Consider the following 21,771-nt stretch of genomic DNA (forward strand, 5'->3'; position numbering starts at 1 on the left):
TGGTGCTGAACACCTTCCTGATCGGTGCGCTGGCGGGTGGTGGGCTCACCTGGATCAGCAGCACGGAGACCCGGGTCGAGACGCTGCCGTTGGCCGGCGAACAGCTTCCCGCCGGACAGAAAAAGCCTTCCGTCAGGCGCTGAGCGACGCGCGCAAGGCTGAGCGGTCAAGTGTGTTGGAATCTCAGCAGGCGAAAATAGATGCGGCCTCGCTTCTGGGGCAGCCGACCCTGGATACGGAGGCGCTGTCCGCGGCACTGGCGAGAGCCCGCAACGCCGATATGGGCTTGCGTGCGAAGCTCGAGCAACGGGCCGTCGATTTTGCCGCCACGCTATCCTATGACGAGCGCCGTGCGCTCGCGGAAAGCCTCATCCGCCGCAGCGTCCCGAAACCCGCTGCCGCAAAATGATCACACTTGCCGGCCGACGGATCGGCCGGTTGCCTGCGTTTAAACGGATAGTTGACGCAGGAGTTGGCAAGGACATGACGCAACCGTCAAATGACGTTTATGCCGCAATCGCCCTTTCGCGGTTTGGGCTAGGTGCCGACAGTAATGGCATTGCCGCCATAGGATCGGACCCACGCGGCGCATTGCGGGAAGAGATCACCGAACGTTTTGCGCCCGTGCCTGTGGGTGTGGAACTGAAGCCCACTTCCGATCTTCTCGTGGCTCTCTATGATTTTCAGGAGCAGCGCAAAGAATTAAGAGCGCAGCCGGTCGCAGTTGCTGCACCTCCGGTGACGGCCAACCCGGGTCTGCAACCGGCGATGTCGGGTGGCGACATGAAAGCCGGCCAACCGTCGGCAGTGCCAAAAACCATGGCAAGCCCGCCGCCAGCTGCCGCGCCCTATCTTCCGCAACAGGTTTTCCTGGCCGAGGTCGACGCACGCTTCAACGGCACCATCCACCAGCCGTTGATCGGTTTCGGCGAACGACTGGCGATGTTCTGGGCGAACCATTTCGCGGTTTCGACATCGAGCGGGGAGGAGGTTCATATCCTGGCCGGGGCATTCGAGCGGGAAGCCATTAGGCCCCATGTCTTCGGGCGGTTTTCAGACATGCTACTGGCCGTCGAGACCCATCCGGCCATGCTGACCTTCCTTGATAACCGACAGTCGATTGGGCCGGATTCCAAGGCGAATGCGAAGGGAAAGCGCGGGCTGAACGAAAATCTCGCCCGCGAGACGCTCGAACTCCACACGCTCGGCGTGGACGGCGGTTATACACAGGCCGACGTGACCACGCTTGCAAGGATCATCACCGGCTGGACGGTCGTACGTGATCAGTCGCCACTTGGTGCCTCCGGCACCTTCGCCTTCAATGCCAATGCCCACGAGCCGGGTGACCAGACACTCCTGGGCCTTACCTACGCCGATAATGGCTTCGGGCAGGGCAGGGAGGCGTTGCACGACCTCTCGCACCATCCGGCGACGGCCAGACATATCGCCACGAAACTCGTCCGGCATTTCGTTTCCGACATGCCGCCGCCGGCGCTCGTTCAAAAGCTTTCCGCGACATTCACCAAGACCGATGGCGATCTCTCGGCGGTCTATCTGGCGCTGCTTGGGTCCGACGAAGCCTGGGACACGAAACTGGTCAAGATCCGGTCGCCGCTCGAATTCGTCATCGCGCTTTTGCGCGCCAGCGGCGAGAAGCCGAAACCCAATGTCATCGTCAGTGCCTTGGCCGCGATGGGACAGCCGTTCTGGGCGCCGTCCGGACCGAACGGATTTCCCGACACGGTCGATGCCTGGGCGTCCGGGCAGGGCCTTAGCACACGGATGGATGTCGCCAATATGATCGCCAACGCGGTGCCGTCGCAGGTCGATCCCCGTCGCTTCGTCTCCGATAGCCTCGGACCGCTGCTTTCCGAAGAAACCTTGCAGGCTGTTTCGCGCGCGGAAACCCGTAGCCAGGGTCTTGCGATTGCCTATCTCTCCCCCGAATTTCAGAGGCGCTGATCATGACCTGTGAACTCGTAACTCCCACCCGCCGTGCCGTCCTCGGAGCTTCGGGCGCCTTGTTCGCCTGGGCATTTATCCCGCGCTTTGCCCATGCGGCCGGCGGTCGCGATCCACGCTTCATCACCATCATCCTGCGCGGAGCTCTTGATGGTTTGACCGCGGTCCCGCCGGTCGGCGATCCGGATTATGAATCCCTGCGTCAGTCGATCGCGATGACGACCAACGGGCCTAATGCGGCCCTTCCGCTGGACGGTTTCTTTGCCCTGCATCCCTCCATGCCCAATTTCAACCGGCTTTATCGGGCGGGACAGGCAGCCGTCGTCCATGCCAATGCCACGTCCTATCGCGACCGCTCGCACTTCGACGGCCAGGATGTGCTGGAATCCGGCTACGAAGCGCCGGGCCGCGTGGATTCCGGCTGGCTGAACCGCATGCTCGAAGGTCTTCCGCAAGGCGACAAGGTTGCGTCCGGCGGCAGCAATCTTCGCGGGCTTGCCGTCGGGGCGAACGCTCCGCTGGTCATTCGCGGCAAGGCGCCAGTTCTCGGATGGTCGCCGTCGAGCCTGCAGCCCGTCAGCGCCGATCTTCCGCCCCGGCTGATGGATCTCTACACCCATACCGATCCTCTTTTTGCAAACATACTGGCCGAGGGCATTGCCACCGGCAAGATCGCGGCGGGGGTTGATGTCAAAGCTCGCGGCGGCCCGGGCGATCCCGCCGGGATGGAGCAGATGGCAAGAGGGGCTGCACGCCTGCTCGCGCAGGACGACGGACCGCGTGTCGCCGCACTCGCCTTCGAAGGATGGGATACGCATGCCGGAGAGATCGGCCGCCTGACGCGGCTTCTGACCGGGCTCGACAATTCGCTGGCGGCATTCGAACAGGAACTCGGGCCAAGTTGGAAGGACACCGCAATCGTCGTCGCAACGGAATTCGGGCGTACCGCGCGGATCAACGGCACTGATGGTACCGATCATGGCACTGGCACGGCGGCCTTTCTCGCGGGCGGTGCGATCAAGGGTGGACGAGTCATCGCCGATTGGCCGGGGCTTAAGCAGCCGCAGCTGCGCGACGGCCGCGATCTTGCCGCCACGACAGATCTGCGAGCTGTGATAAAGGGCATCGCCGTCGACTTGCTTGGCGCTTCCCCTGCCACATTGGCCCGCGACGTCTTTCCGGGATCGGGCTTCGTGGCCCCAATGAAGGGGCTGATTGCTTGATTATCCAGTAAGCCGTCGCGCCATCATGATGTCGTCAATTTCCCTGCCATCATGCACGACCCCGCCGGGAATTCTGCCGAATTCCGAGAAGCCTTCCCGGCGATAGAAGCCGATTGCCTTCGGATTTTCCGCGCTGACGACCAGTTCGAGCTGCACAATGCCCTCGCTCAGCGCGTAGGCAATCACGGTATCCAAGAGACCTTTCGCAAGGCCCATGCCCCTGAGATCTTTGCGCACATACACCATAATCAGCGTGGCGCGATGCGCCATCTTGCTTGATCGTTGACGTAGCAAGCCCATCACCCCGACGGGCTCATCGTCTCGAAACGCCACGAAAACGGGATCAGTCAGTCGCTGGCGCCATTCCTTGTCGGACAGAACCTCCCAGTCCTCCGCGCTGCTCGCAAAGGAAGACGGCTCGACACGAAGGGCTTCCAGGCGAATGCGCCGGAAAATGTCGAACTCGTCGGCGCCGATATGCCTGATCGTTATCCCGTTTCCACTCAATTTTGCCTCCCCCGATGCCGATTTCATCACTATAGACGGCTGAAATGAAAGCAAGACTGTCAACATTCCCCAGGCCGTAAAAGCGATGCCATCAGCCAGGCGGATGGTTGCGAATGCAGGCTTTGAAATGGTTGGGAGAGACTTCCCTTGGGCGCGCTCGATCTAGACCTGCCTTGCAGGTGAGGCCTGGAGGTCCAGTATCAAGCGCTCGATATAGCCGGCGATAACGCCGACCATGTCGAAGGAGGTTGGTTCGCGCAGCCACAGCATCTGCAAGCCGTCCATCATGGCGATCACCTCGGTAGCGATCGCCGAACAGTCGACATCTCGCTTCACGTCGCCCTGCAGAACGCCGGCCTGGAGCTTTGCCGCGATATTCGCTTGCAGCTGTTGCGCGCGAATGCCGAACCAGGCCTTTGCAGGATGGTTCTGTGTCAGGCTTTCGGCATTAAGGATCGCAAAGGCACGCACGACCTCCGGAATGCCGGTGTTGTATTTCGCGACCTGGATCAGGCCGAGCAGGAAGGTACGCCAAGTTGCCTGATCGATGTCGATCGCGGCGGTGCTCTCAAGATCCCGCTTGTCGAGGATCGCCAACAGTAGGTCCACCTTGGTCGGAAAGTGATGCAACAGGCCGGGAAGGGACAGGCCGACATCCTTGGCGACGTCGGCGATGGCGGCGCTCTGGTAACCTTCCCGGGAAAAGCGGTGCATGGCGGCGGCGAGGATCGCCTCACGTCGCGAAGCGCCCTTGGCGGAGTTGCGCCGCCGTACGCCTTCGCTTTGAATTTCGGTGCCCGGCCTGATGGTCATTCTCTCTTCCCTGGATTTCGTTCTGTTCTAGCGCAATTTGTATGTGCCGGCCAACCTGCAGGTACATGTCTCTTGACTCTTTAAATAGACTGAGCAATCGGTAGGTTTAAGAGTGGAGGATATCTCATGACCATTGCACATGCCAGTTTCGGCAATGCGGATGCCCATCAATCGGGCGCCCCGACCAAGTTTGTCAGCATTCCGTTTATCGTCGGCTTTGCGCTTGCCAATCTCGGTTTCTTCATCGCCGTGATGACGCCGATTGCCGTCACGCTTGCCATTCGCGTGAGCGCGCTCGATCCGGTCGGCAAGGGCGCCAGCCTCGGCGCGATTCTCGGTAGTGGCGCACTGTTTGCTCTGTTCGCCAATCCGATATTCGGCCAGCTTTCAGATCGCACACGCTCCCGCTTCGGACGCCGCAGGCCATGGCTCATCGGCGGCGTTATCATGGGCAGTTTCGCCCAACTCGTCATTGCCTATTCGTCGAACCTTCTGATGATCGGCATTGCCTGGTGCGCTGTGCAAGTCGCCTACAATGCGATGCTTGCGGCTCTGGTTGCCATCGTGCCAGATCAGGTGCCGGAACAGCAGCGGGGCATCATATCGGCACTGGCCGGCATGTCGGTCTATGTCGCCTTGCTCATCGGTAGCGCGGTCGTTTCGCTGACGGGGACGGGCAGCAACGCCATGTTTCTGGTGCCGACCGCGATCGGCCTCGTCACCATCCTGGGCTTTGCTCTGCTACTGGACGATCGCCCCACCCATAGCGAGCCTGCACCCGGCGGCAACCTGCTGGGCGAGCTGGCTGCAAGCTTCTGGGTCAATCCGGTCAAGTATCGTGACTTTGGTTATGCTTGGCTCAGCCGCTTCCTGGTGTTCTTCGGCTTTGCAGTGCTGACCTCCTATCAGGTTTATTATCTCACGGACCAGCTCGGGGTGGCAGAGGCTGGCATCGGCCAGACCATGTTCTTCTCGATCTTGATCACGACCTGCTGCGTCGTCGCCTCCTCGATCATCTCCGGCTATCTTTCCGACAGGACAGGCCGCCGCAAGCCCTTCGTGTTCGCCGCTGCCGCCACCTATGCGCTCGGTATTGCCGTGATCATGATGGCGCCCGACCTCAACATGTTTTTCGTCGGCGTCGCCATCTCCTCGGTCGGTTTCGGCGTCTATTATGCCGTCGACCAGGCGCTCGTCGTGGATATCCTGCCGGATCGCGAGACGAACGCGGCAAAGAACCTGGGCGTGCTCAATATCGCCAATGCTGTTCCGCAATCGATCGCGCCGGCCATCGCGCCGATCGTGCTCGCTATTGGCTCGGGATCGGGACAGAATTACACGTTGCTCTATGCCTTGGCGGCGGTCAGCGCCTTCTTCGGCGCGCTGGCGATCGTGCCGGTTCGTGGCGCGCGTTGATAAGATCAATATTTCGGGCGGCAACGCCTGCCTGATGGTCCCGATCGGACCGTTTAACATGGGAGGATCCCCTATGATTGACGATATTCTCGACAAGATGACACTCGAGGAGCAGGTGTCGCTGCTCTCGGGCGCGGATTTTTGGACGACTGTTGCGATTGAGCGGCTGGGCGTGCCGAAGATCAAGGTGACTGACGGACCCAATGGTGCACGCGGCGGCGGGTCGCTTGTCGGCGGTGTCAAATCCGCCTGTTTTCCGGTGGCGATCGCGCTCGGAGCGACATGGGATCCGGCGCTCATCGAGCGTGCCGCCGTGGCGCTCGGCGGACAAGCCAAGAGCAAGGGCGCGTCGGTGCTTCTGGCCCCGACCGTCAACATTCACCGCTCTGGCCTCAATGGCCGTAACTTCGAATGCTATTCGGAAGACCCGGCGCTGACGGCCGCTTGCGCCGTCGCCTATATCAATGGCGTGCAGAGCCAGGGCGTGGCGGCCACGATCAAGCACTTTGTCGCCAACGAGTCCGAGATCGAGCGGCAGACGATGTCGTCCGATGTCGACGAGCGGACGCTGCGCGAAATCTATCTGCCGCCTTTCGAGGAGGCGGTGAAGAAGGCCAGTGTGAAAGCTGTCATGTCTTCCTACAACAGACTGAACGGCACCTATACGAGCGAAAACCCCTGGCTGCTGACGAAAGTCCTGCGCGAGGAATGGGGCTTCGACGGCATCGTCATGTCCGACTGGTTCGGTTCGCACTCGACGGCCGAGACCATCAATGCCGGGCTTGATCTGGAAATGCCGGGGCCTGCGCGGGATCGCGGCGAAAAGCTGGTCGCTGCAGTCAGGGAAGGCAAGGTAAAGGCGGAGACGGTGCGCGCTTCGGCACGCCGCATTCTCCTCCTTCTCGAACGCGTCGGGGCCTTCGAAGAAGCACCTGATCTCACCGAACATGCGCTCGACCTGCCGGAAGATCGCGCGCTGATCCGTCAACTCGGTGCGGAAGGCGCGGTGCTTCTGAAGAATGACGGTGTACTGCCGCTTGCCAAATCCTCGTTCGACCAGATCGCCGTCATCGGCCCCAATGCGGCTTCTGCACGCGTGATGGGCGGGGGAAGCGCGCGGATTGCCGCGCATTATACGGTGAGCCCGCTTGAGGGCATTCGTACAGCGCTGTCCAACGCCAACAGCCTCCGCCATGCGGCTGGCTGCAACAATAACCGCTTGATCGACGTCTTCAGTGGCGAGATGACGGTGGAATATTTCAAGGGACGCGGATTCGAGGGCAGTCCGGTCCATGTCGAGACCGTCGAAAAGGGTGAATTCTTCTGGTTCGATCTTCCGTCCAGCGACCTTGATATCGCCGATTTCTCGGCCCGCATGACTGCGACATTCGTGCCGCAGGAGACCGGTGAGCACGTCTTCGGGATGACCAATGCCGGGCTGGCCCGGCTGTTGGTGGACGGCGAACTGGCGGTCGACGGCTATGACGGCTGGACGAAGGGCGAGAACTTTTTTGGCACCGCGAACAACGAGCAGCGTCGGGCGGTAACACTTGAGGCGGGGCGCCGCTATAGGGTCGTGGTCGAGTACGAGGCGCCGAAGGCAAGTCTGGACGGTATCAACATATGCGCGCTCCGTTTCGGTGTCGAAAAGCCGCTCGGGGATGCCGGGATCGCGGAGGCGGTGGAAACCGCCCGCAAGTCCGACGTCGTGCTGCTTCTCGTCGGTCGCGAAGGCGAGTGGGACACCGAAGGTCTTGATCTACCGGACATGCGTCTGCCGGGTCGCCAGGAAGAGCTGATTGAGATGGTCGCCGAGGCCAATCCCAACGTGGTCGTGGTATTGCAGACAGGTGGCCCCATCGAAATGCCATGGCTTGGCAAGGTGCGTGCGGTGCTGCAGATGTGGTATCCCGGTCAGGAGCTTGGCAACGCGCTCGCGGATGTTCTCTTTGGTGACGTCGAACCTGCTGGCCGCTTGCCGCAGACTTTCCCGAAGGCGCTCGCTGATAATTCCGCCATCACCGGAGATCCGTCGATCTATCCCGGCCGGGACGGCCATGTACGATACGCAGAAGGGATTTTCGTCGGCTATCGTCATCACGATACAAGAGAGATAGAACCACTCTTCCCCTTCGGCTTCGGTCTTGGCTACACCCGCTTTGCCTGGGATGCCCCGCAGCTATCGGCAGCTGAAATGGGGCCGGACGGTCTCACATTGACGGTCGATGTCACCAATATCGGTGACAGGGCGGGGTCAGACGTGGTGCAGCTCTATGTTCGTTCTCCCAATTCCAGGGTCGAACGGCCATTCAAAGAGCTGCGTGCCTTTGCGAAGCTGAAGCTGGAGCCGGGTGCGACCGGTACGGCGGAGCTGAAGGTCATTCCCCGCGATCTGGCTTATTTCGATGTCGATTTGGGGCGTTTCCGAGCCGATGCGGGCGAATACAAGCTGATCATCGCCGCCAGTGCGACGGACATCCGGGCAAAGGTGAGCATTCATCTACCGGTCGATCATACGATGGAGCCATAGGCTCGACTGTATAATAAGTTTGCGCCGCCGCGGATTTATCCGGGCGGCGCAAACTGCAAATAACGTTGAACGAAAGCTCCGAGGCAGATCGCCTAGAACAGGCGATCCAGCCAGCCATGCTGGTCGGGCGCCCGTCCGTTTTGAATGTCGAGTAGCGCCGATTTCAGGCGCGTCGTTACCGGGCCGGCGCCGCCGTCGCCAATCGTGAAGCTGTGCTTGCTGCCCTTGAGCTTGCCGATCGGTGTCACCACCGCAGCCGTGCCGCAGGCAAAGGCTTCGCGTAGCCGGCCGCTGGCGGCATCTGCCTGCCATTGGTCGATCGCATAGGGCTCCTCGCGCACGGTGAGACCGAGCTCGCGCGCCAGTATGATCAGGGAATCGCGGGTGATGCCCGGCAGGATTGTGCCGGTCAGCGGCGGCGTCTGGAGCGAGCCGTCATCGAAGACGAAGAAGACGTTCATGCCACCGAGTTCCTCGACGAAACGACGTTCCACCGCATCGAGGAAGACGACCTGATCGCAGCCTTCGCGGGTTGCTTCGGCCTGCGCCGAAAGGCTTGCCGCATAGTTACCGCCGCATTTGGCTTCGCCGGTGCCGCCGGGCGCGGCGCGGGTATAATTCTCGGACAGCCAGATCGTCACGGCCGAGGCGCCGCCCTTGAAGTAGGCACCGACGGAGGAGGCGATGACGCAATAGAGATAGTCGGCCGACGGCTTTACGCCGAGTAGGCTTTCGGTCGCGATCATGAAGGGCCGGAGATAGAGCGCTGCTCCGTCGGCTGTCGGTATCCAGTCGCGATCGACCTTGACCAGCGCGCGTACGGACTCGACAAAGAGTTCCTCCGGCAGCGGCGCCATTGCCAGCCGCGTGGCGGAATTACGAAACCGCCGCGCATTGGCGTCAGGACGGAAGAGCGTGGCGCCGCCATCGGGCAGACGATAGGCCTTCATGCCCTCGAAGATCTCCTGGGCATAGTGAAGCACAAGCGTTGCCGGGTCGAGATTGAACGGCTTGCGTGCCTCGATCTTCCCGTCATACCAGCCGCGCCCCTCGGAATAGCGGATAGTCGCCATGTGATCGGTGAAGACACGACCGAAACCGGGGTTCTGAAGCAGCGCTTCGCGCTCGCTGGCTGGAACGGGGTTCGAATTTCTCTCAAATACCAGGGTCTGCGGGCCGCTGTCACTCATCGTCTATTCCTGTCTATTCCTCTTTCGTGGCGGGCCGATTCCCCGCTCGCTCCTGAAGGCTGGTTTAGCCTAAATCGAGTGGCATTTGTTTGCTTTTATATTTGCTCAGCTGAAAGTTTTGGCGTTCTTCCTCTCATTTTTCGACATTTCTAGTATTTTCTGCTCGTGACGGCTACCGATTGGGCTGCCAGCAGGGAAGGAGACGCCATCGATCGTCGAGTTCCACGGGCGCTTCAAGAGGTCGGACGCACACAGGAAACGGGGTCACCCCGCCGGTCTAATGGACTTTATTCTCGTTTCCAGTGAGACCGGGCTGTGCATCCACACCGATCCGCTGAGGCATGATGCCGGCAATCTCCAGCATGAGCTTCCGGCGGATCGCGACTGCATAGTCCTCGATACTGTCTGGTGCGATCACGAAGGATCTGGGGCCGCCCATGACCTGTTGCCGAAAATAGCCGGGGAGATCCGCAGTAATTCCCGGTTCACTGCCAGCAACGGCGATGACATTGATCACATGGCCCTTTTTCATGGCCTCGTCGCGGCTTCGTTCGACCGGCAGGCCGTCATTGTTGGTGCCGTTCGAGGATATGTCGATGATCTTCCGTGTGGCGTGACCCGGCCAGCGCTCGAGCAGGAAGCTGCTGATGTCGATGGCAAAGGACAGCGAGGTCCCGCCACGGCCTCGGCGTTCGAAGCCGGTATTGCCGTGATGGAGGATAGCCTCCGCTGCAGCCTCCAGATCCTGGCGGCTACATAGTTTCGTCCATGGCAGCACCGTATCCAGGTCACCGACGCTTGCCCATTCGACATAGGTGACCGCTATACAACCCGTCATCCCGCCCTCGATCGCGGACAGGACCTCCTTGGAGCGAAGGGCGGCGGCATGGCCGTTGCGCTGAAAATCGGCGGTGACCGGATCGATCGAGGAGGACTTGTCGACGGCAAGCACGATGGCCGCATCGACTGTTTCCGGATCAGGACTGGTGGCGAAAGAGGATGCGGTGGGAATAAGCAGAGCCAATGTGCCGGCAAGAGCCGACAGTCGCCGTCGCCGGCGGTTGTGTCTTGCATCAATGGCGGGCGAGCTTGTGGTCCCCGACCGGAAAAAGTCTTGCCATCGGGTCATGACCCTTCCTCCTTGTTGTTGATTAGCCATGCTGCTGCACGAGCGTGACGCCGAGGATGAGGAAGGCGAACGAAGTCCAGTGTTCCAATGAAAGCATGGCGTATCCTCCGTTTTTTGAAGACCGCTCTCCTCACATGGAACGGTTCGAAGCGGACAGACCCGTATGGGTTGCCGCTCGCCGGAAGACGTACGCCTTGTGCGTGCCGGGACATATACGACGCCTGTCGTATTTCAGCGCAGCTGGGGGCTGATTGTGGTGGGCTGGTCAAGGGAACGATATTCAGGCGCGAGCCGTCCAGGGAGGCACGCATGCATGCTCTAACCAGCGGGCAATCCAAGGCGGACGGCATAGGCCGTGACCTCGGCCGTGCTGTGAAGATTGAGCTTGCGCATCAGGTTTTCCCGGTGCTTGCGGGCCGTCAGCGGGCTGATGCCGAGCCGTTCCGCCATCTGCCGAGCAGTCTGCCCCTGGGCGGACAGAAGCAGGATCTGGCGCTCCCGCAATGTCAGTGGAATGGGCGAAACGATTTCTCCCGTTACGGGCGTCTTGCCCTGCCGTTCGGGATCGGCGATTGCGAACCTGATCGATTTCGCCAGATAGGTCTTGCCGCTCTTCACCGCCTCAATGGCCGCATCGAGTTCCTCGGGATCGCCGTCTTTGGTCAGGTAGCCATCGGCGCCGGCCTCAAGTGCTGCCCGCACCGTTCTCGGTTCGATATTCGCCGTCAGCACGAGGATCCGCATGCGCGGCGCCAGCGCCCGTATGTCGGAGATGAACTGGATCCCGGCTACGCCCGGCATGCCAAGGTCGAGGATCAGCAGGTCGGCGCGGGTGCTGCGCACGAGATCGAGCAACGTGTCGCCATTGGCCGCCTCGGCAATGATCGACACGTTCGTCATGGCCGAGATCAGCAGCTTCAACCCTTCGCGCACGATGGCGTGGTCGTCGGCTATGATGGCGGTATAGGGGCGATTCATCTGGTTACCACTTATGGATGTGCGGCTTAAATTCTTTAATCGCTAATTTATTTGAAACAGGTTACCGATAAATCAACCCTGCCGGGAAAGGTCGTTTTTGAGACTTCGTTCGGCAAACTGGAGGGATCGCATGCAGGACGGCAAGATACGCCAGGCTTTGGTCGAGCTCCTGTATCGCAACTCCTATGGCGTGGTCGTCTCCAACATCGCCATCTCGCTTGCGGCGGCCTATATTCTGAGGGCCGCCGTTTCCTCGAATTGGCTTCTCGGCTGGCTTGGTGGCCTGTATCTGCTGACCGCGATACGCGTGCTTGCCTCCCGCCGCTTCTTCAGCCGTAAGCGAGAGCCGGGGTCGATCGCGCGGTGGGCTTGGCTCGCGGCGACGTTTTCCTGGATCTCGGCTCTCTTGTGGGGCGCGATGGGTTGGGTCGGCTTCCTTCCCGAAGAGCCCGTCGTGCTTTCCTTTACCGTCATCGTGCTGACGGGGCTGGTTTGCGGCACGGTGCCGTCGCTTTCGGCCTTTCCGCCGGCGTTGATTGGCTCGATCATCATCACGGTGATACCGATCGGCCTGCGTTGCATCCTCAGTGGTAGCGACATGTCCGGCGCCTTCCTGTTTCTGCTCGTCTCCATGGTGGCCATCAACATCTATTATTGCCGCATCACCTACCGCATGCTCCGCGAGACCGTGGCGCTGCGGCTTGAAAACGAGGAACTGGTCGTAAGCCTGCAGGAGGAACGCGACCGCGCGCAGACGGCCGATCGGTCGAAAACCCGCTTCCTGGCGGCGGCCAGCCACGATCTGCGCCAGCCGACCCATGCCTTGAGCCTGCTGGTGTCGACGCTGGCGATCCTCGGGCAGCGTGGCGATGTGGCCTCTCGCACCGCTCGTGAACTGGCGGCCAAGGCGAAAGCCATCGTCGGCAACCTCAGCGGCCTGCTGAATGCCCTGCTCGATATTTCCCGCCTCGATGCCGGCGTCGTCACGGTGACGAAAGAGCCGGTCTCGCTGAAGAGACTCTTCGCCGAACTCCACGATGAATTTGCAAGCGCCGCCGGCGAGCGCGGCCTTGGATGGCGAGTGGTGGACAGCGCGCTCTGGGTCGACAGCGACCCTATCATGCTCAAGCGTATCCTCGACAACCTGGTTTCGAACGCATTTCGATACAGCACAAAGGGGCGGGTTCTGCTCGGCGGCCGCCGCCGTGGCGCTTCGATCGAAATCCAGGTCTGGGATACCGGCGCCGGCATCCCAACGGATCAGCAGAAGGCGATCTTCGAGGAGTTCGTGCAGTTGCACAATCCGGCGCGCGACCGCACGCAGGGCCTTGGGCTAGGTCTGGCGATCGTGCGGCGAACCGCCCAGCTTCTCGGTCATCCATTGCGTCTGGTCTCGAAGGAAGGGCGTGGCTCCATGTTCGCCCTCACCGTACCCATGGCCACTTCCGCTGCCCCTGAGGCAAGGACCGAGAGCAGCAAGATTGTAACCGAGGGCACGCTTGCGATCGCGGTGATCGACGACGAACGCGATGTGCTCGATGCGATCACCCTGCTGCTGGAAACCCTCGGTTATCGGGTCTATGCCGGGCGTTCGGCGGCGGAGGCATGCCATGCTCATGCCGAGGCGTCGCTGGATGGCACAGCCCCTATCGATCTCGTCATCACCGATTATCGGCTGGAAGCCGGCACGACCGGCCTGGAGGCGATCGAAGAGGTGCGCACCCATGCCGGGCGCAGCTTGCCGGCGATCATCTTGACCGGGGATACATCGCCGGCTCGCCTGCGGCAGGTCACAGAAAGCGGCCACCTGCTGCTGCACAAGCCAGTCGATGCCGAACAGATGCAGCAGGCAATCACAGAATTATGTTCACCGCGACCGGCGGACGGTCGCGAAGGGTTGAGCAAAGGCTGAGCCATCTCATATCCCTATTGCCGACGCTTCGGCGGCGACAATAGCGCCTGCGCATTCCCTCCGAATGATCGATCTGCTTGCCTCGTGGGGATTCTGCTGGTAGTGAGCGCTCCCGCAGCTTTTGAATAGCTCAGGTATCCGGTCGCAGCCCACCCGGTCAAAACAAGGGATCATAGATTATGAAGACCATCGTCGTCTGCTCCGGCGGATTGGACTCCGTTTCGCTCGCCCACAAGGTCGCCGCGGAACAACAGCTTATCGGCCTCGTCTCTTTCGACTACGGCCAACGGCACCGTAAGGAGCTGGATTTCGCCGCCGCCTGTGCCAAGCGCCTTGGCGTGCCGCATGAGATCATCGATATCACCACCATCGGCAAGCATCTGACCGGATCGGCGCTCACCGACGACATTGATGTGCCCGATGGACACTATGCCGAGGACACGATGAAGGCGACGGTTGTTCCCAACCGCAACGCCATCATGCTGGCGATCGCCTTCGGTCTGGCTGCGGCGCAGAAGGCCGATGCGGTCGCGGTTGCCGTTCATGGCGGCGACCATTTCATCTATCCGGATTGCCGGCCCGGTTTTATCGACGCCTTTCAGCAAATGCAGAACCAGGCGCTCGACGGCTATGCCAGCGTTTCGCTCTACGCGCCCTTTGTTATGACCTCCAAGGCTGACATCGTAACGGATGGCGCTCGCCACAAGACGCCTTTTGCCGAGACATGGTCCTGCTACAAGGGTGGAGAGCGCCATTGCGGCCGCTGCGGCACCTGTGTCGAACGGCGCGAGGCCTTCCATCTCGCCGGCGTCGAGGATCCGACGGACTACGAGGATCCGGATTTCTGGGTGACGGCGACGTCGGGCTTTTCGGCCCAAGAGGTGAAGTGATGTTCCGCATCACCAAGGAATTCCACTTCTCCGCCTCGCATCAGCTCACCCATCTGGCCGACGACCATCAATGTGCCCGGATGCATGGGCACAATTATATCGTCGAGGTCGAGCTTTCTGCCGCCGAGCTCGATGCCAATGGTTTCGTCCGCGACTATCATGAGCTTGGCCCCCTGAAACGCTATATCGATGACAATTTCGATCATCGCCATCTCAATGAAGTTCTCGGACACGGCCGGGTCACCTCTGAATGTCTTGCCAAGCATTTCTACGACTGGTGCAAAGCGCTTCTGCCCGAGACATCCGCGGTCCGTGTCAGCGAGACGCCGAAGACCTGGGCGGAATACCGGCCATGAGCGAGGTACGCGAGGCCCGGATCCGCATCAGCGAGATATTCGGGCCGACGATCCAGGGCGAGGGCATATTGATCGGCCTGCCGACCATCTTCGTGCGCACCGGTGGCTGTGACTACCGCTGTTCCTGGTGCGATACGCTGCATGCGGTAGATAGCGACTACCGCGATCAATGGCGGCCGATGTCGGTCGATGAGATCTGGCAGGATGTAACGAAGCTTTCCGGCGGCAAGCCGCTGACGGTCTCGCTGTCTGGCGGAAACCCGGCGATCCAGCCGCTTGGGCTGTTGATCGCTCGTGGTCATGGAGAGGGCTACAGCTTCGCACTGGAGACACAGGGGAGCGTCGCCAAGGACTGGTTCGCCGATCTCGATACTCTCGTGCTGAGCCCAAAACCGCCGTCGAGCGGTATGGTGACGGATTGGGCCGCGTTCGACGACTGTCTGCGCTTGGCGGCGGACAAGCCGCAGATCGCGCTGAAGATCGTCGTCTTCGACGACCGCGACTATGCCTATGCGCGCGAAGCCGCCGCCCGTTATCCGCATCTGCCGGTCTATCTTCAGCCCGGCAACCATACGCCGCCGCCGCCCGATGCGGACGACGCGACAATCGACATTGACGGGATCATGGACAGGATGCTTTGGCTCGTGGACAAGGTCATGGCCGACGGATGGTTCGAAGCGCGTGTTCTGCCACAGTTGCACGTCCTGCTCTGGGGCAACAAGCGTGGCGTCTAGCACCGATGTCCCGCTTGCAGTGTCACCGATCGCGTCGGCGAGGGCCGCAGTTGCATTGGCGGCATCTCACGGCTAAGTATCTTGGTACGCCATAATACGGCTTGCGAACGATGGTCTGAGAAAAACGGCCGATGTTCGTGACAAAAGGTGATGTCTTCGAGACCGGGGTGCAGGGATGAATGATGATTTGCGGGGCGCGGCAATTCGGGTGGAGCGTCCGGCGAAAACCTTGCGCGAGCTGGCGCTCGACAAGGTGCGCGAAGCAATAGTCAACGGGTATTTTCGCCCCGGCCATCGTCTGGTGGAGCGTGATCTCTGTGCTCAGCTGGGCGTCAGCCGTACGATCGTGCGCGAAGTTCTGCGTCATCTCGAGTCGGAAGGTCTGGTTGCCAATCTGCCGAACAAGGGGCCGATTGTCGCGTTGCTCGACCATGGCGAGGCGAAGCAGATCTATGAGATTCGCGGTGCGCTTGAAGGCATGGCCGCGCGCCTTTGCGCCGAACAAGGCAATCCCGCGATCGCCGATGCCCTGGACAAATCGTTGCAGGACATCCGCAACAGCTATCGGGACAAGGATATGCCGGGCGTGCTCGCGCATACTTCCTCCTTCTACCAGACGCTGTTCAGCATGGTCGATCGCCACGTCGCCTGGGGGATCGTCAACCTTTTGACCGTCCGCATCAATCATCTGCGCTCGATGACGATCAAGACGGAGAACCGCGGCGTCCAGGGTCCGGCGCAAATGGCCCGTATCGTCGATGCCATCCGGCGCGGTGATGGGCCAGGGGCCTATCAGGCGGCAATGGATCATGTCGCCAGCGCCAGCGCGATCGCCGAGGCGGTTTTGTCCGGGCAGCAATCGGTCGGCTGACCTGTCGCGGGCTGTTCCCGCAAGACACTTCCTTTGAATCCGGAAAGTAGGCGGGCTCAGCGAGCCGACTCGCCACGCGAAATTGCGTCCGAAAACGCGCTGCCAGCTTGACACCGTACTTTGATCAATGTGACGGTATGCCATAATCAAGAATACCAAAATGGAACGTCAATGAACTGGGATGTCGCTGTGAGGTTGCGCCCTCGCTCTTGAGCGATCGGCGGGTCTATTTTAGCGTCAACGCATTGCTATTGTTACCTTTATTGAAAGGAAATCGCGGACTTTTCGCGATCCTCAGAAACCAGCTTGACAGTTTTGTATGATGGCATACCATAATATGTAATCTTAAAAGCGAGATGGCCGATGACCCTTCAAATCCGAAAGACCCTGCTGCAGATTGAAACGACGCTGATTGAGGGCGGCAAAGCGGCGGCCGTTCCGCTGAAGCTGTTTTCCGCATTGGCGGTCGTCAAGAATCCCTGGGCAGGGCGTGGTTTTGTCGAGGATCTGAAGCCCGAGATCCATGCGGTCGCTCCGGTTCTTGGCGAACTGCTGACCAAGATGATCATTGAAGCGGTCGGTTCTGGCGAGGCGGTCGAAGCTTATGGCAAGGCGGCGGTCGTCGGTGTTGACGGCGAGATTGAGCATGCCTCGGCGCTCATCCATACGCTCCGCTTCGGCAATCATTATCGCCAGGCGGTCGGCGCCAAGTCATACCTCGCCTTCAGTAACACTCGCGGCCCGGCCAGTGCGCCGATCATGATCCCGCTGATGGACAAGAATGATGAGGGTCGTCGCTCGCATTACCTGACGATCCAGACGTCCATTCCAGATGCTCCGGCTGCCGACGAGATCGTCGTGGCGCTTGGCGCCTCCGTCGGAGGCCGGCCGCATCACCGCATCGGCGACCGTTACCAGGATCTGAGGGATCTGGGGCAGGACGTCGCCAATCCCGCCGGCGTTTGACGGGGTCGGGATGTCGACAGTGGAAACCATAGCGCAACACAATGCCAATGAAGCCACAGTGAAGGGCTTGCCCCGTCTTAGGACGGCAGGTGGCACGGCCTATCATGAGGCCGGCAGCGGCGAGCCGTTGGTCCTCATCCACGGCGTTGGCATGCGGCTTGAAGCCTGGGCGCCGCAGATATCAGCCTTTGCGCGGACGCATCGCGTTATCGCCGTCGATATGCCCGGCCATGGCGAAAGCAGCAAGCTGCCGGCCGCCAGCCCCCTCGAGGCGTTTGTCGATTGGTTTGGCGGGTTTCTGGATGAAATGGCGCTCGACGGCGCAAATGTCGCCGGGCATTCGATGGGCGCGCTGGTGGCCGGCGGCAGTGCTGCCTCCTTCGGTCGTCGGATCAAGCGTGTTGCCTATCTGAACGGCGTCTACCGCCGCGACCCTGATGCGAAGGCGGCGGTTCTTGCGCGTGCGGCGGCAATCCCGCTTGACGGCGTCGACAAGGAGGGGCCGCTCTTGAGGTGGTTCGGCGATGACAGGCAAAGTGTGGTCGCGCGCGACTTGACGCGCAACTGGCTGAGCCTCGTCGATCCGCAAGGCTATGCAACGGCCTATGCCGCCTTTGCCGGTGGCGACGAGACCTATGCGGATCGCTGGCCGGATGTGCATGTGCCGTCGCTGTTCCTGACCGGCTCGGATGATCCCAACTCGACACCGCAAATGGCCGAGCAGATGGCTTCCATTACGCCGAAAGGCTGGGCCAGGATCGTCGAGGGCCATCGCCATATGGTGAATTTGACGGCGCCGGAGATCGTCAACGGATTGCTCGCCGAGTGGCTGCTAAGCGGGGAGGATGCAGGATGACGACGGAGCAGTTGGATCCCAGGGCGCTGCGCGATGCCTTCGGTGCCTTTCCGACAGGGGTCACGGTGGTGACCACGCGCGATCAGGCCGGAATGCCGATCGGCTTCACGGCGAACTCATTTACCTCGGTGTCGCTCGATCCGCCGCTTCTGCTGGTGTGCCTGGCAAAGACATCGCGCAACTTCACGGCGATGACGAGTGCGACCTCCTTTGCGATCAATGTGCTGTCCGAGACGCAGAAGCATATATCTAACACTTTTGCGCGGCCGGTCGAAGACAGGTTCGCCACTGTGGAATGGGCATCGAGCACTGCCGGCTGTCCGATCCTGGCCGATGTCGCGGCCTGGTTCGAATGCAGCCTCGAGCAGGTCATCGAAGCCGGCGACCATGTCATCCTGATGGGCCGGATTATGTCTTTCGAGAACAGCGGCCGCAATGGATTGGGCTATGCCCGCGGCGGCTATTTCACGCCGATCCTCGCCAGCAAGGCCGTTTCAGCGGCGGCGGAGGGCAATATCGAGCTCGGAGCCGTTCTGGAACGCCATGGCGAAGTGCTTCTCCTCGGCGATGATGTTCTTTCGCTGCCGGGCTGTGACGGCAAGGATGGCAGCGCGGCCGACCTACTGCGAGATTATCTGGAAGAGCTCACCGGTCTCTCAGTGACGATCGGCTTTCTCTATTCGGTCTATGAGGGCAAGAGCGACGGGAGACAGCACATCGTCTATCGTGCCTTCGCTTCGGATGGCACACCACGCAATGGCCAATTCCTGAAGCCAGACACCTTGACCAAGGCCCGTTTCAAGACGAGTTCGACAGCCGATATCGTCTCGCGTTTCGCGGTCGAGAGCCAGATCGGCAATTTCGGCGTTTATTTCGGCGACGAGACCGTCGGCACGGTCCGCCCGGTTCCAGCAAAGGCGGCACGCGCATGAAATTCTCTCTCTTCGTTCATATGGAACGCCTTGACGCCAGCCAGAGCCACAAGAGCCTCTATGAGGAGTTCGTCGCGCTGTGTGAGATTGCCGACAAGGGCGGCATGCACGCCATCTGGACGGGCGAACATCACGGTATGGATTTCACCATCGCCCCCAATCCCTTCGTGACCATCGCCGATCTGGCGCGCCGGACATCGCGGGCAAGGCTCGGGACGGGGACGGTAATCGCGCCCTTCTGGCATCCGATCAAGCTCGCCGGCGAGGCGGCCATAGCCGATATCATCTGCGACGGCAGGCTTGATATCGGCATTGCGCGCGGCGCCTATTCCTTCGAGTATGAGCGCCTGCTGCCGGGACTCGACGCTTGGGGCGCCGGCCAGCGGATGCGCGAGCTTATCCCGGCGATCAAGGGTATCTGGAAGGGCGACTACGCCCATGACGGCGAGTTCTTCAAGTTCCCCTCGACCACCTCGGCACCGAAGCCGCTGCAGGAGCCGAACCCGCCGATCTGGGTGGCCGCCCGCGACCCGAACTCGCATGAGTTCGCCGTCGCCAATGGCTGCAATGTTCAGGTGACGCCGCTCTGGCAGGGCGATGACGAGGTCGAAGGGCTGATGGGGCGCTTCAACGATGCCTGCGCCAAGCATCCGCAGATCGAGCGTCCGAAAATCATGCTGCTGCGTCACACCTATGTCGGCTCAACGGAAGCAGACATCGCGCAGGCCGCGCATGAGCTGAGCGTCTACTACAATTACTTCTTCGCCTGGTTCAAAAACGAGAAGCCGGTCAAGCAGGGCCTGATCGAGCGGATACCCGAGGAGGAGATCAACGCAAACGCGATGCTTTCCGACGCGGTTATGCGCAGCAATAACGTCGTCGGCAATGCCGAGACCGTCATTGCCCGCCTCAAGACCTATGAAGCCCTGGGGTATGACGAATATTCCTTCTGGATCGATACGGGCATGTCCTTCGAACGAAAGAAAGCCTCGCTCGAGCGCTTTATCGCCGAGGTCATGCCGGCATTTGCGGAGTGAAGCCCATGCAGCGTTTCCAGTCTTACATCGACGGCGAATTTGTGGACGGAGAGGCACGGTTCCCGAGCGTCGATCCGGCCACGGGCAAGGTCTGGGCCGAGATGCCGGAAGCGCGCGAGAGCGATGTCGATCGCGCGGTTAGCGCGGCTGAAACAGCGCTGTATGACGGTCTCTGGTCGAAGTTGACGGCCACGCAGCGCGGCAAACTGCTTTATAAGCTTGCCGATCTGGTTGCGGCCAATGCGCAAAAGCTTGCCGAGCTTGAAACCCGTGATACCGGCAAGATCATCCGCGAGACGTCAGCGCAGATCGCCTATGTCGCCGACTATTATCGTTATTACGCTGGTCTCGCCGACAAGATCGAAGGAGCTTACCTCCCGATCGACAAGCCGGACATGGATGTCTGGCTGCGGCGCGAACCGATCGGCGTCGTTGCCATGGTCGTGCCCTGGAACAGCCAGTTGTTTCTCTCCGCCGTCAAGATCGGTCCGGCGCTGGCGGCGGGCTGCACGATGGTCGTCAAGGCTTCCGAGGATGGGCCTGCGCCGCTTCTGGAATTCGCCCGCCTCATTCACGAGGCAGGCTTTCCCGCCGGCGTCGTTAACATCATCACCGGCTTTGGTCCTTCCTGCGGTTCGGCCCTCAGCCGGCATCCGAAGGTTGCACATATCGCCTTCACCGGTGGGCCGGAAACGGCGCGTCATGTTGTGCGCAATTCCGCAGAAAATCTTGCCTCCACCTCGCTCGAACTCGGCGGCAAGTCGCCCTTCATCGTCTTTGCCGATGCCGATCTCGAAAGTGCCGCCAATGCGCAGGTTGCTGGCATCTTTGCCGCCACCGGCCAAAGCTGTGTCGCCGGCTCGCGGCTGATTGTCGAGCGGAGCGTCAAGGACAAGTTTTTAGCCATGCTGAAGGCAAAGGCCGAGGCGATCCGTGTCGGCATTCCCTCGGACATGGCGACCGAAGTTGGTCCGCTCGCAACGAAGCGGCAGCAGGACCACGTCGCGGCCCTCATCGACAGGTCCGTTGAGAGCGGCGCCCGTCTTGTGACGGGTGGACGAAGACCGGATGGCGACGGCTTCTACTTCCCGCCGACAATTCTTGACTGCGACGGTGTTGCCTCGCCGTCGCTCGCCGAAGAGTTTTTCGGCCCGGTCCTGTCGGTCGTTTCGTTCGAAACCGAAGCCGAAGCGTTGCAGCTTGCCAATGATACTCAGTACGGCCTTGCATCCGGTGTCTTCACCCAGAATCTAACACGCGCCCACCGCCTGATGAAGGGTCTGCGCGCCGGTGTCGTCTGGGTCAATACCTATCGCGCCGTGTCGCCGATCGCGCCCTTTGGCGGCTTCGGGCTCTCCGGCCATGGCCGGGAAGGTGGGCTGGCGGCGGCCCTCGACTATACCCGCACAAAGACGATCTGGCTCAGGACATCGGACGATCCGATCCCCGATCCGTTCGTGATGAGGTGA

20 protein-coding genes are annotated in these 21,771 nt (G+C 61.1%); 15 read left to right on the forward strand and 5 right to left on the reverse strand.

Annotation, left to right across the window (positions count from 1 at the left end; genetic code table 11):
• Positions 1-49: 49 nt before the first annotated feature.
• The 3 genes from HB780_RS04345 to HB780_RS04355 all read left to right on the forward strand — a co-directional run bounded on the left by HB780_RS04345 (position 50) and on the right by HB780_RS04355 (position 3,185).
• Positions 50-409 (forward strand): periplasmic heavy metal sensor, encoded by a 360-nt coding sequence (locus HB780_RS04345; protein ID WP_286203024.1) that lies wholly within the window; start codon positions 50-52, stop codon positions 407-409.
• A 74-nt stretch (positions 410-483) separates the two neighbouring features.
• Entirely contained in the window at positions 484-1,962 is a 1,479-nt protein-coding gene (locus HB780_RS04350) for a DUF1800 domain-containing protein (RefSeq protein ID WP_183688824.1), read from the forward strand.
• Between the two features lie 2 nt (positions 1,963-1,964).
• On the forward strand, positions 1,965-3,185 hold the full coding sequence (locus HB780_RS04355) for a DUF1501 domain-containing protein (RefSeq protein WP_183688825.1): 1,221 nt from the start codon (positions 1,965-1,967) through the stop codon (positions 3,183-3,185).
• Here HB780_RS04355 and HB780_RS04360 read toward each other — a convergent pair whose 3' ends face one another.
• Complete coding sequence (locus HB780_RS04360; RefSeq protein ID WP_183688826.1) at positions 3,186-3,692, reverse strand: GNAT family N-acetyltransferase; 507 nt, start codon at positions 3,690-3,692, stop codon at positions 3,186-3,188. It lies immediately after the preceding gene.
• A 162-nt stretch (positions 3,693-3,854) separates the two neighbouring features.
• Positions 3,855-4,505 (reverse strand): TetR/AcrR family transcriptional regulator, encoded by a 651-nt coding sequence (locus HB780_RS04365; protein WP_183688827.1) that lies wholly within the window; start codon positions 4,503-4,505, stop codon positions 3,855-3,857.
• Between the two features lie 126 nt (positions 4,506-4,631).
• Here HB780_RS04365 and HB780_RS04370 point away from each other — a divergent pair, with 126 nt between their 5' ends.
• Together HB780_RS04370 and HB780_RS04375 are read left to right on the forward strand one after the other, a co-directional pair.
• The gene (locus HB780_RS04370; RefSeq protein ID WP_183688828.1) at positions 4,632-5,921 is read left to right on the forward strand and encodes an MFS transporter; all 1,290 of its coding nucleotides are present in this window, start codon (positions 4,632-4,634) and stop codon (positions 5,919-5,921) included.
• A gap of 73 nt (positions 5,922-5,994) precedes the next feature.
• Positions 5,995-8,451, forward strand: coding sequence for a beta-glucosidase (locus tag HB780_RS04375; protein WP_183688829.1), 2,457 nt, complete (start codon positions 5,995-5,997; stop codon positions 8,449-8,451).
• A gap of 92 nt (positions 8,452-8,543) precedes the next feature.
• On the opposite strand, the gene HB780_RS04380 is transcribed toward HB780_RS04375, so the two are convergent.
• The 3 genes from HB780_RS04380 to HB780_RS04390 all read right to left on the reverse strand — a co-directional run bounded on the left by HB780_RS04380 (position 8,544) and on the right by HB780_RS04390 (position 11,748).
• Positions 8,544-9,641 carry a branched-chain amino acid aminotransferase gene (locus HB780_RS04380; protein WP_183688830.1) on the reverse strand — a complete coding sequence of 366 codons (1,098 nt, stop codon included), beginning with the start codon at positions 9,639-9,641 and terminating at the stop codon, positions 8,544-8,546.
• A 277-nt stretch (positions 9,642-9,918) separates the two neighbouring features.
• Complete coding sequence (locus HB780_RS04385) at positions 9,919-10,770, reverse strand: DUF1194 domain-containing protein (RefSeq protein WP_183688831.1); 852 nt, start codon at positions 10,768-10,770, stop codon at positions 9,919-9,921.
• Positions 10,771-11,088: 318 nt separating this feature from the next.
• The gene (locus HB780_RS04390) at positions 11,089-11,748 is read right to left on the reverse strand and encodes a response regulator (RefSeq protein ID WP_183688832.1); all 660 of its coding nucleotides are present in this window, start codon (positions 11,746-11,748) and stop codon (positions 11,089-11,091) included.
• A gap of 130 nt (positions 11,749-11,878) precedes the next feature.
• Between HB780_RS04390 and HB780_RS04395 the strand changes: the two genes are divergently transcribed.
• The 10 genes from HB780_RS04395 to HB780_RS04440 all read left to right on the forward strand — a co-directional run bounded on the left by HB780_RS04395 (position 11,879) and on the right by HB780_RS04440 (position 21,771).
• Positions 11,879-13,660 (forward strand): hybrid sensor histidine kinase/response regulator, encoded by a 1,782-nt coding sequence (locus HB780_RS04395; RefSeq protein WP_183688833.1) that lies wholly within the window; start codon positions 11,879-11,881, stop codon positions 13,658-13,660.
• Positions 13,661-13,839: 179 nt separating this feature from the next.
• Complete coding sequence (gene queC, locus HB780_RS04400; protein WP_183688834.1) at positions 13,840-14,550, forward strand: 7-cyano-7-deazaguanine synthase QueC; 711 nt, start codon at positions 13,840-13,842, stop codon at positions 14,548-14,550.
• Positions 14,550-14,906 carry a 6-carboxytetrahydropterin synthase QueD gene (gene queD / locus HB780_RS04405; RefSeq protein WP_183688835.1) on the forward strand — a complete coding sequence of 119 codons (357 nt, stop codon included), beginning with the start codon at positions 14,550-14,552 and terminating at the stop codon, positions 14,904-14,906. Before queC ends, queD begins: the two co-directional genes overlap by 1 nt.
• Positions 14,903-15,640, forward strand: coding sequence for a 7-carboxy-7-deazaguanine synthase QueE (gene queE / locus HB780_RS04410; protein ID WP_183688836.1), 738 nt, complete (start codon positions 14,903-14,905; stop codon positions 15,638-15,640). The genes queD and queE overlap by 4 nt, the downstream gene beginning before the upstream one ends.
• A 175-nt stretch (positions 15,641-15,815) precedes the next feature.
• Positions 15,816-16,511, forward strand: coding sequence for a GntR family transcriptional regulator (locus tag HB780_RS04415; RefSeq protein WP_183688837.1), 696 nt, complete (start codon positions 15,816-15,818; stop codon positions 16,509-16,511).
• A gap of 363 nt (positions 16,512-16,874) precedes the next feature.
• Positions 16,875-17,477: an amino acid synthesis family protein gene (locus HB780_RS04420; protein ID WP_183688838.1), complete on the forward strand. Its 603-nt coding sequence runs from the start codon at positions 16,875-16,877 to the stop codon at positions 17,475-17,477.
• A 10-nt stretch (positions 17,478-17,487) separates the two neighbouring features.
• Positions 17,488-18,333 (forward strand): alpha/beta fold hydrolase, encoded by an 846-nt coding sequence (locus tag HB780_RS04425; RefSeq protein ID WP_183688839.1) that lies wholly within the window; start codon positions 17,488-17,490, stop codon positions 18,331-18,333.
• Positions 18,330-19,265 (forward strand): flavin reductase, encoded by a 936-nt coding sequence (locus tag HB780_RS04430; RefSeq protein WP_183688840.1) that lies wholly within the window; start codon positions 18,330-18,332, stop codon positions 19,263-19,265. The genes HB780_RS04425 and HB780_RS04430 overlap by 4 nt, the downstream gene beginning before the upstream one ends.
• Positions 19,262-20,302 carry an LLM class flavin-dependent oxidoreductase gene (locus HB780_RS04435; protein ID WP_183688841.1) on the forward strand — a complete coding sequence of 347 codons (1,041 nt, stop codon included), beginning with the start codon at positions 19,262-19,264 and terminating at the stop codon, positions 20,300-20,302. The genes HB780_RS04430 and HB780_RS04435 overlap by 4 nt, the downstream gene beginning before the upstream one ends.
• Before the next feature lie 5 nt (positions 20,303-20,307).
• Entirely contained in the window at positions 20,308-21,771 is a 1,464-nt protein-coding gene (locus HB780_RS04440; protein ID WP_183688842.1) for an aldehyde dehydrogenase, read from the forward strand.

The sequence above is a fragment of the Rhizobium lusitanum genome, assembly GCF_014189535.1.
In the GTDB taxonomy this organism is placed as follows: Bacteria; Pseudomonadota; Alphaproteobacteria; order Rhizobiales; family Rhizobiaceae; genus Rhizobium; species Rhizobium lusitanum_C.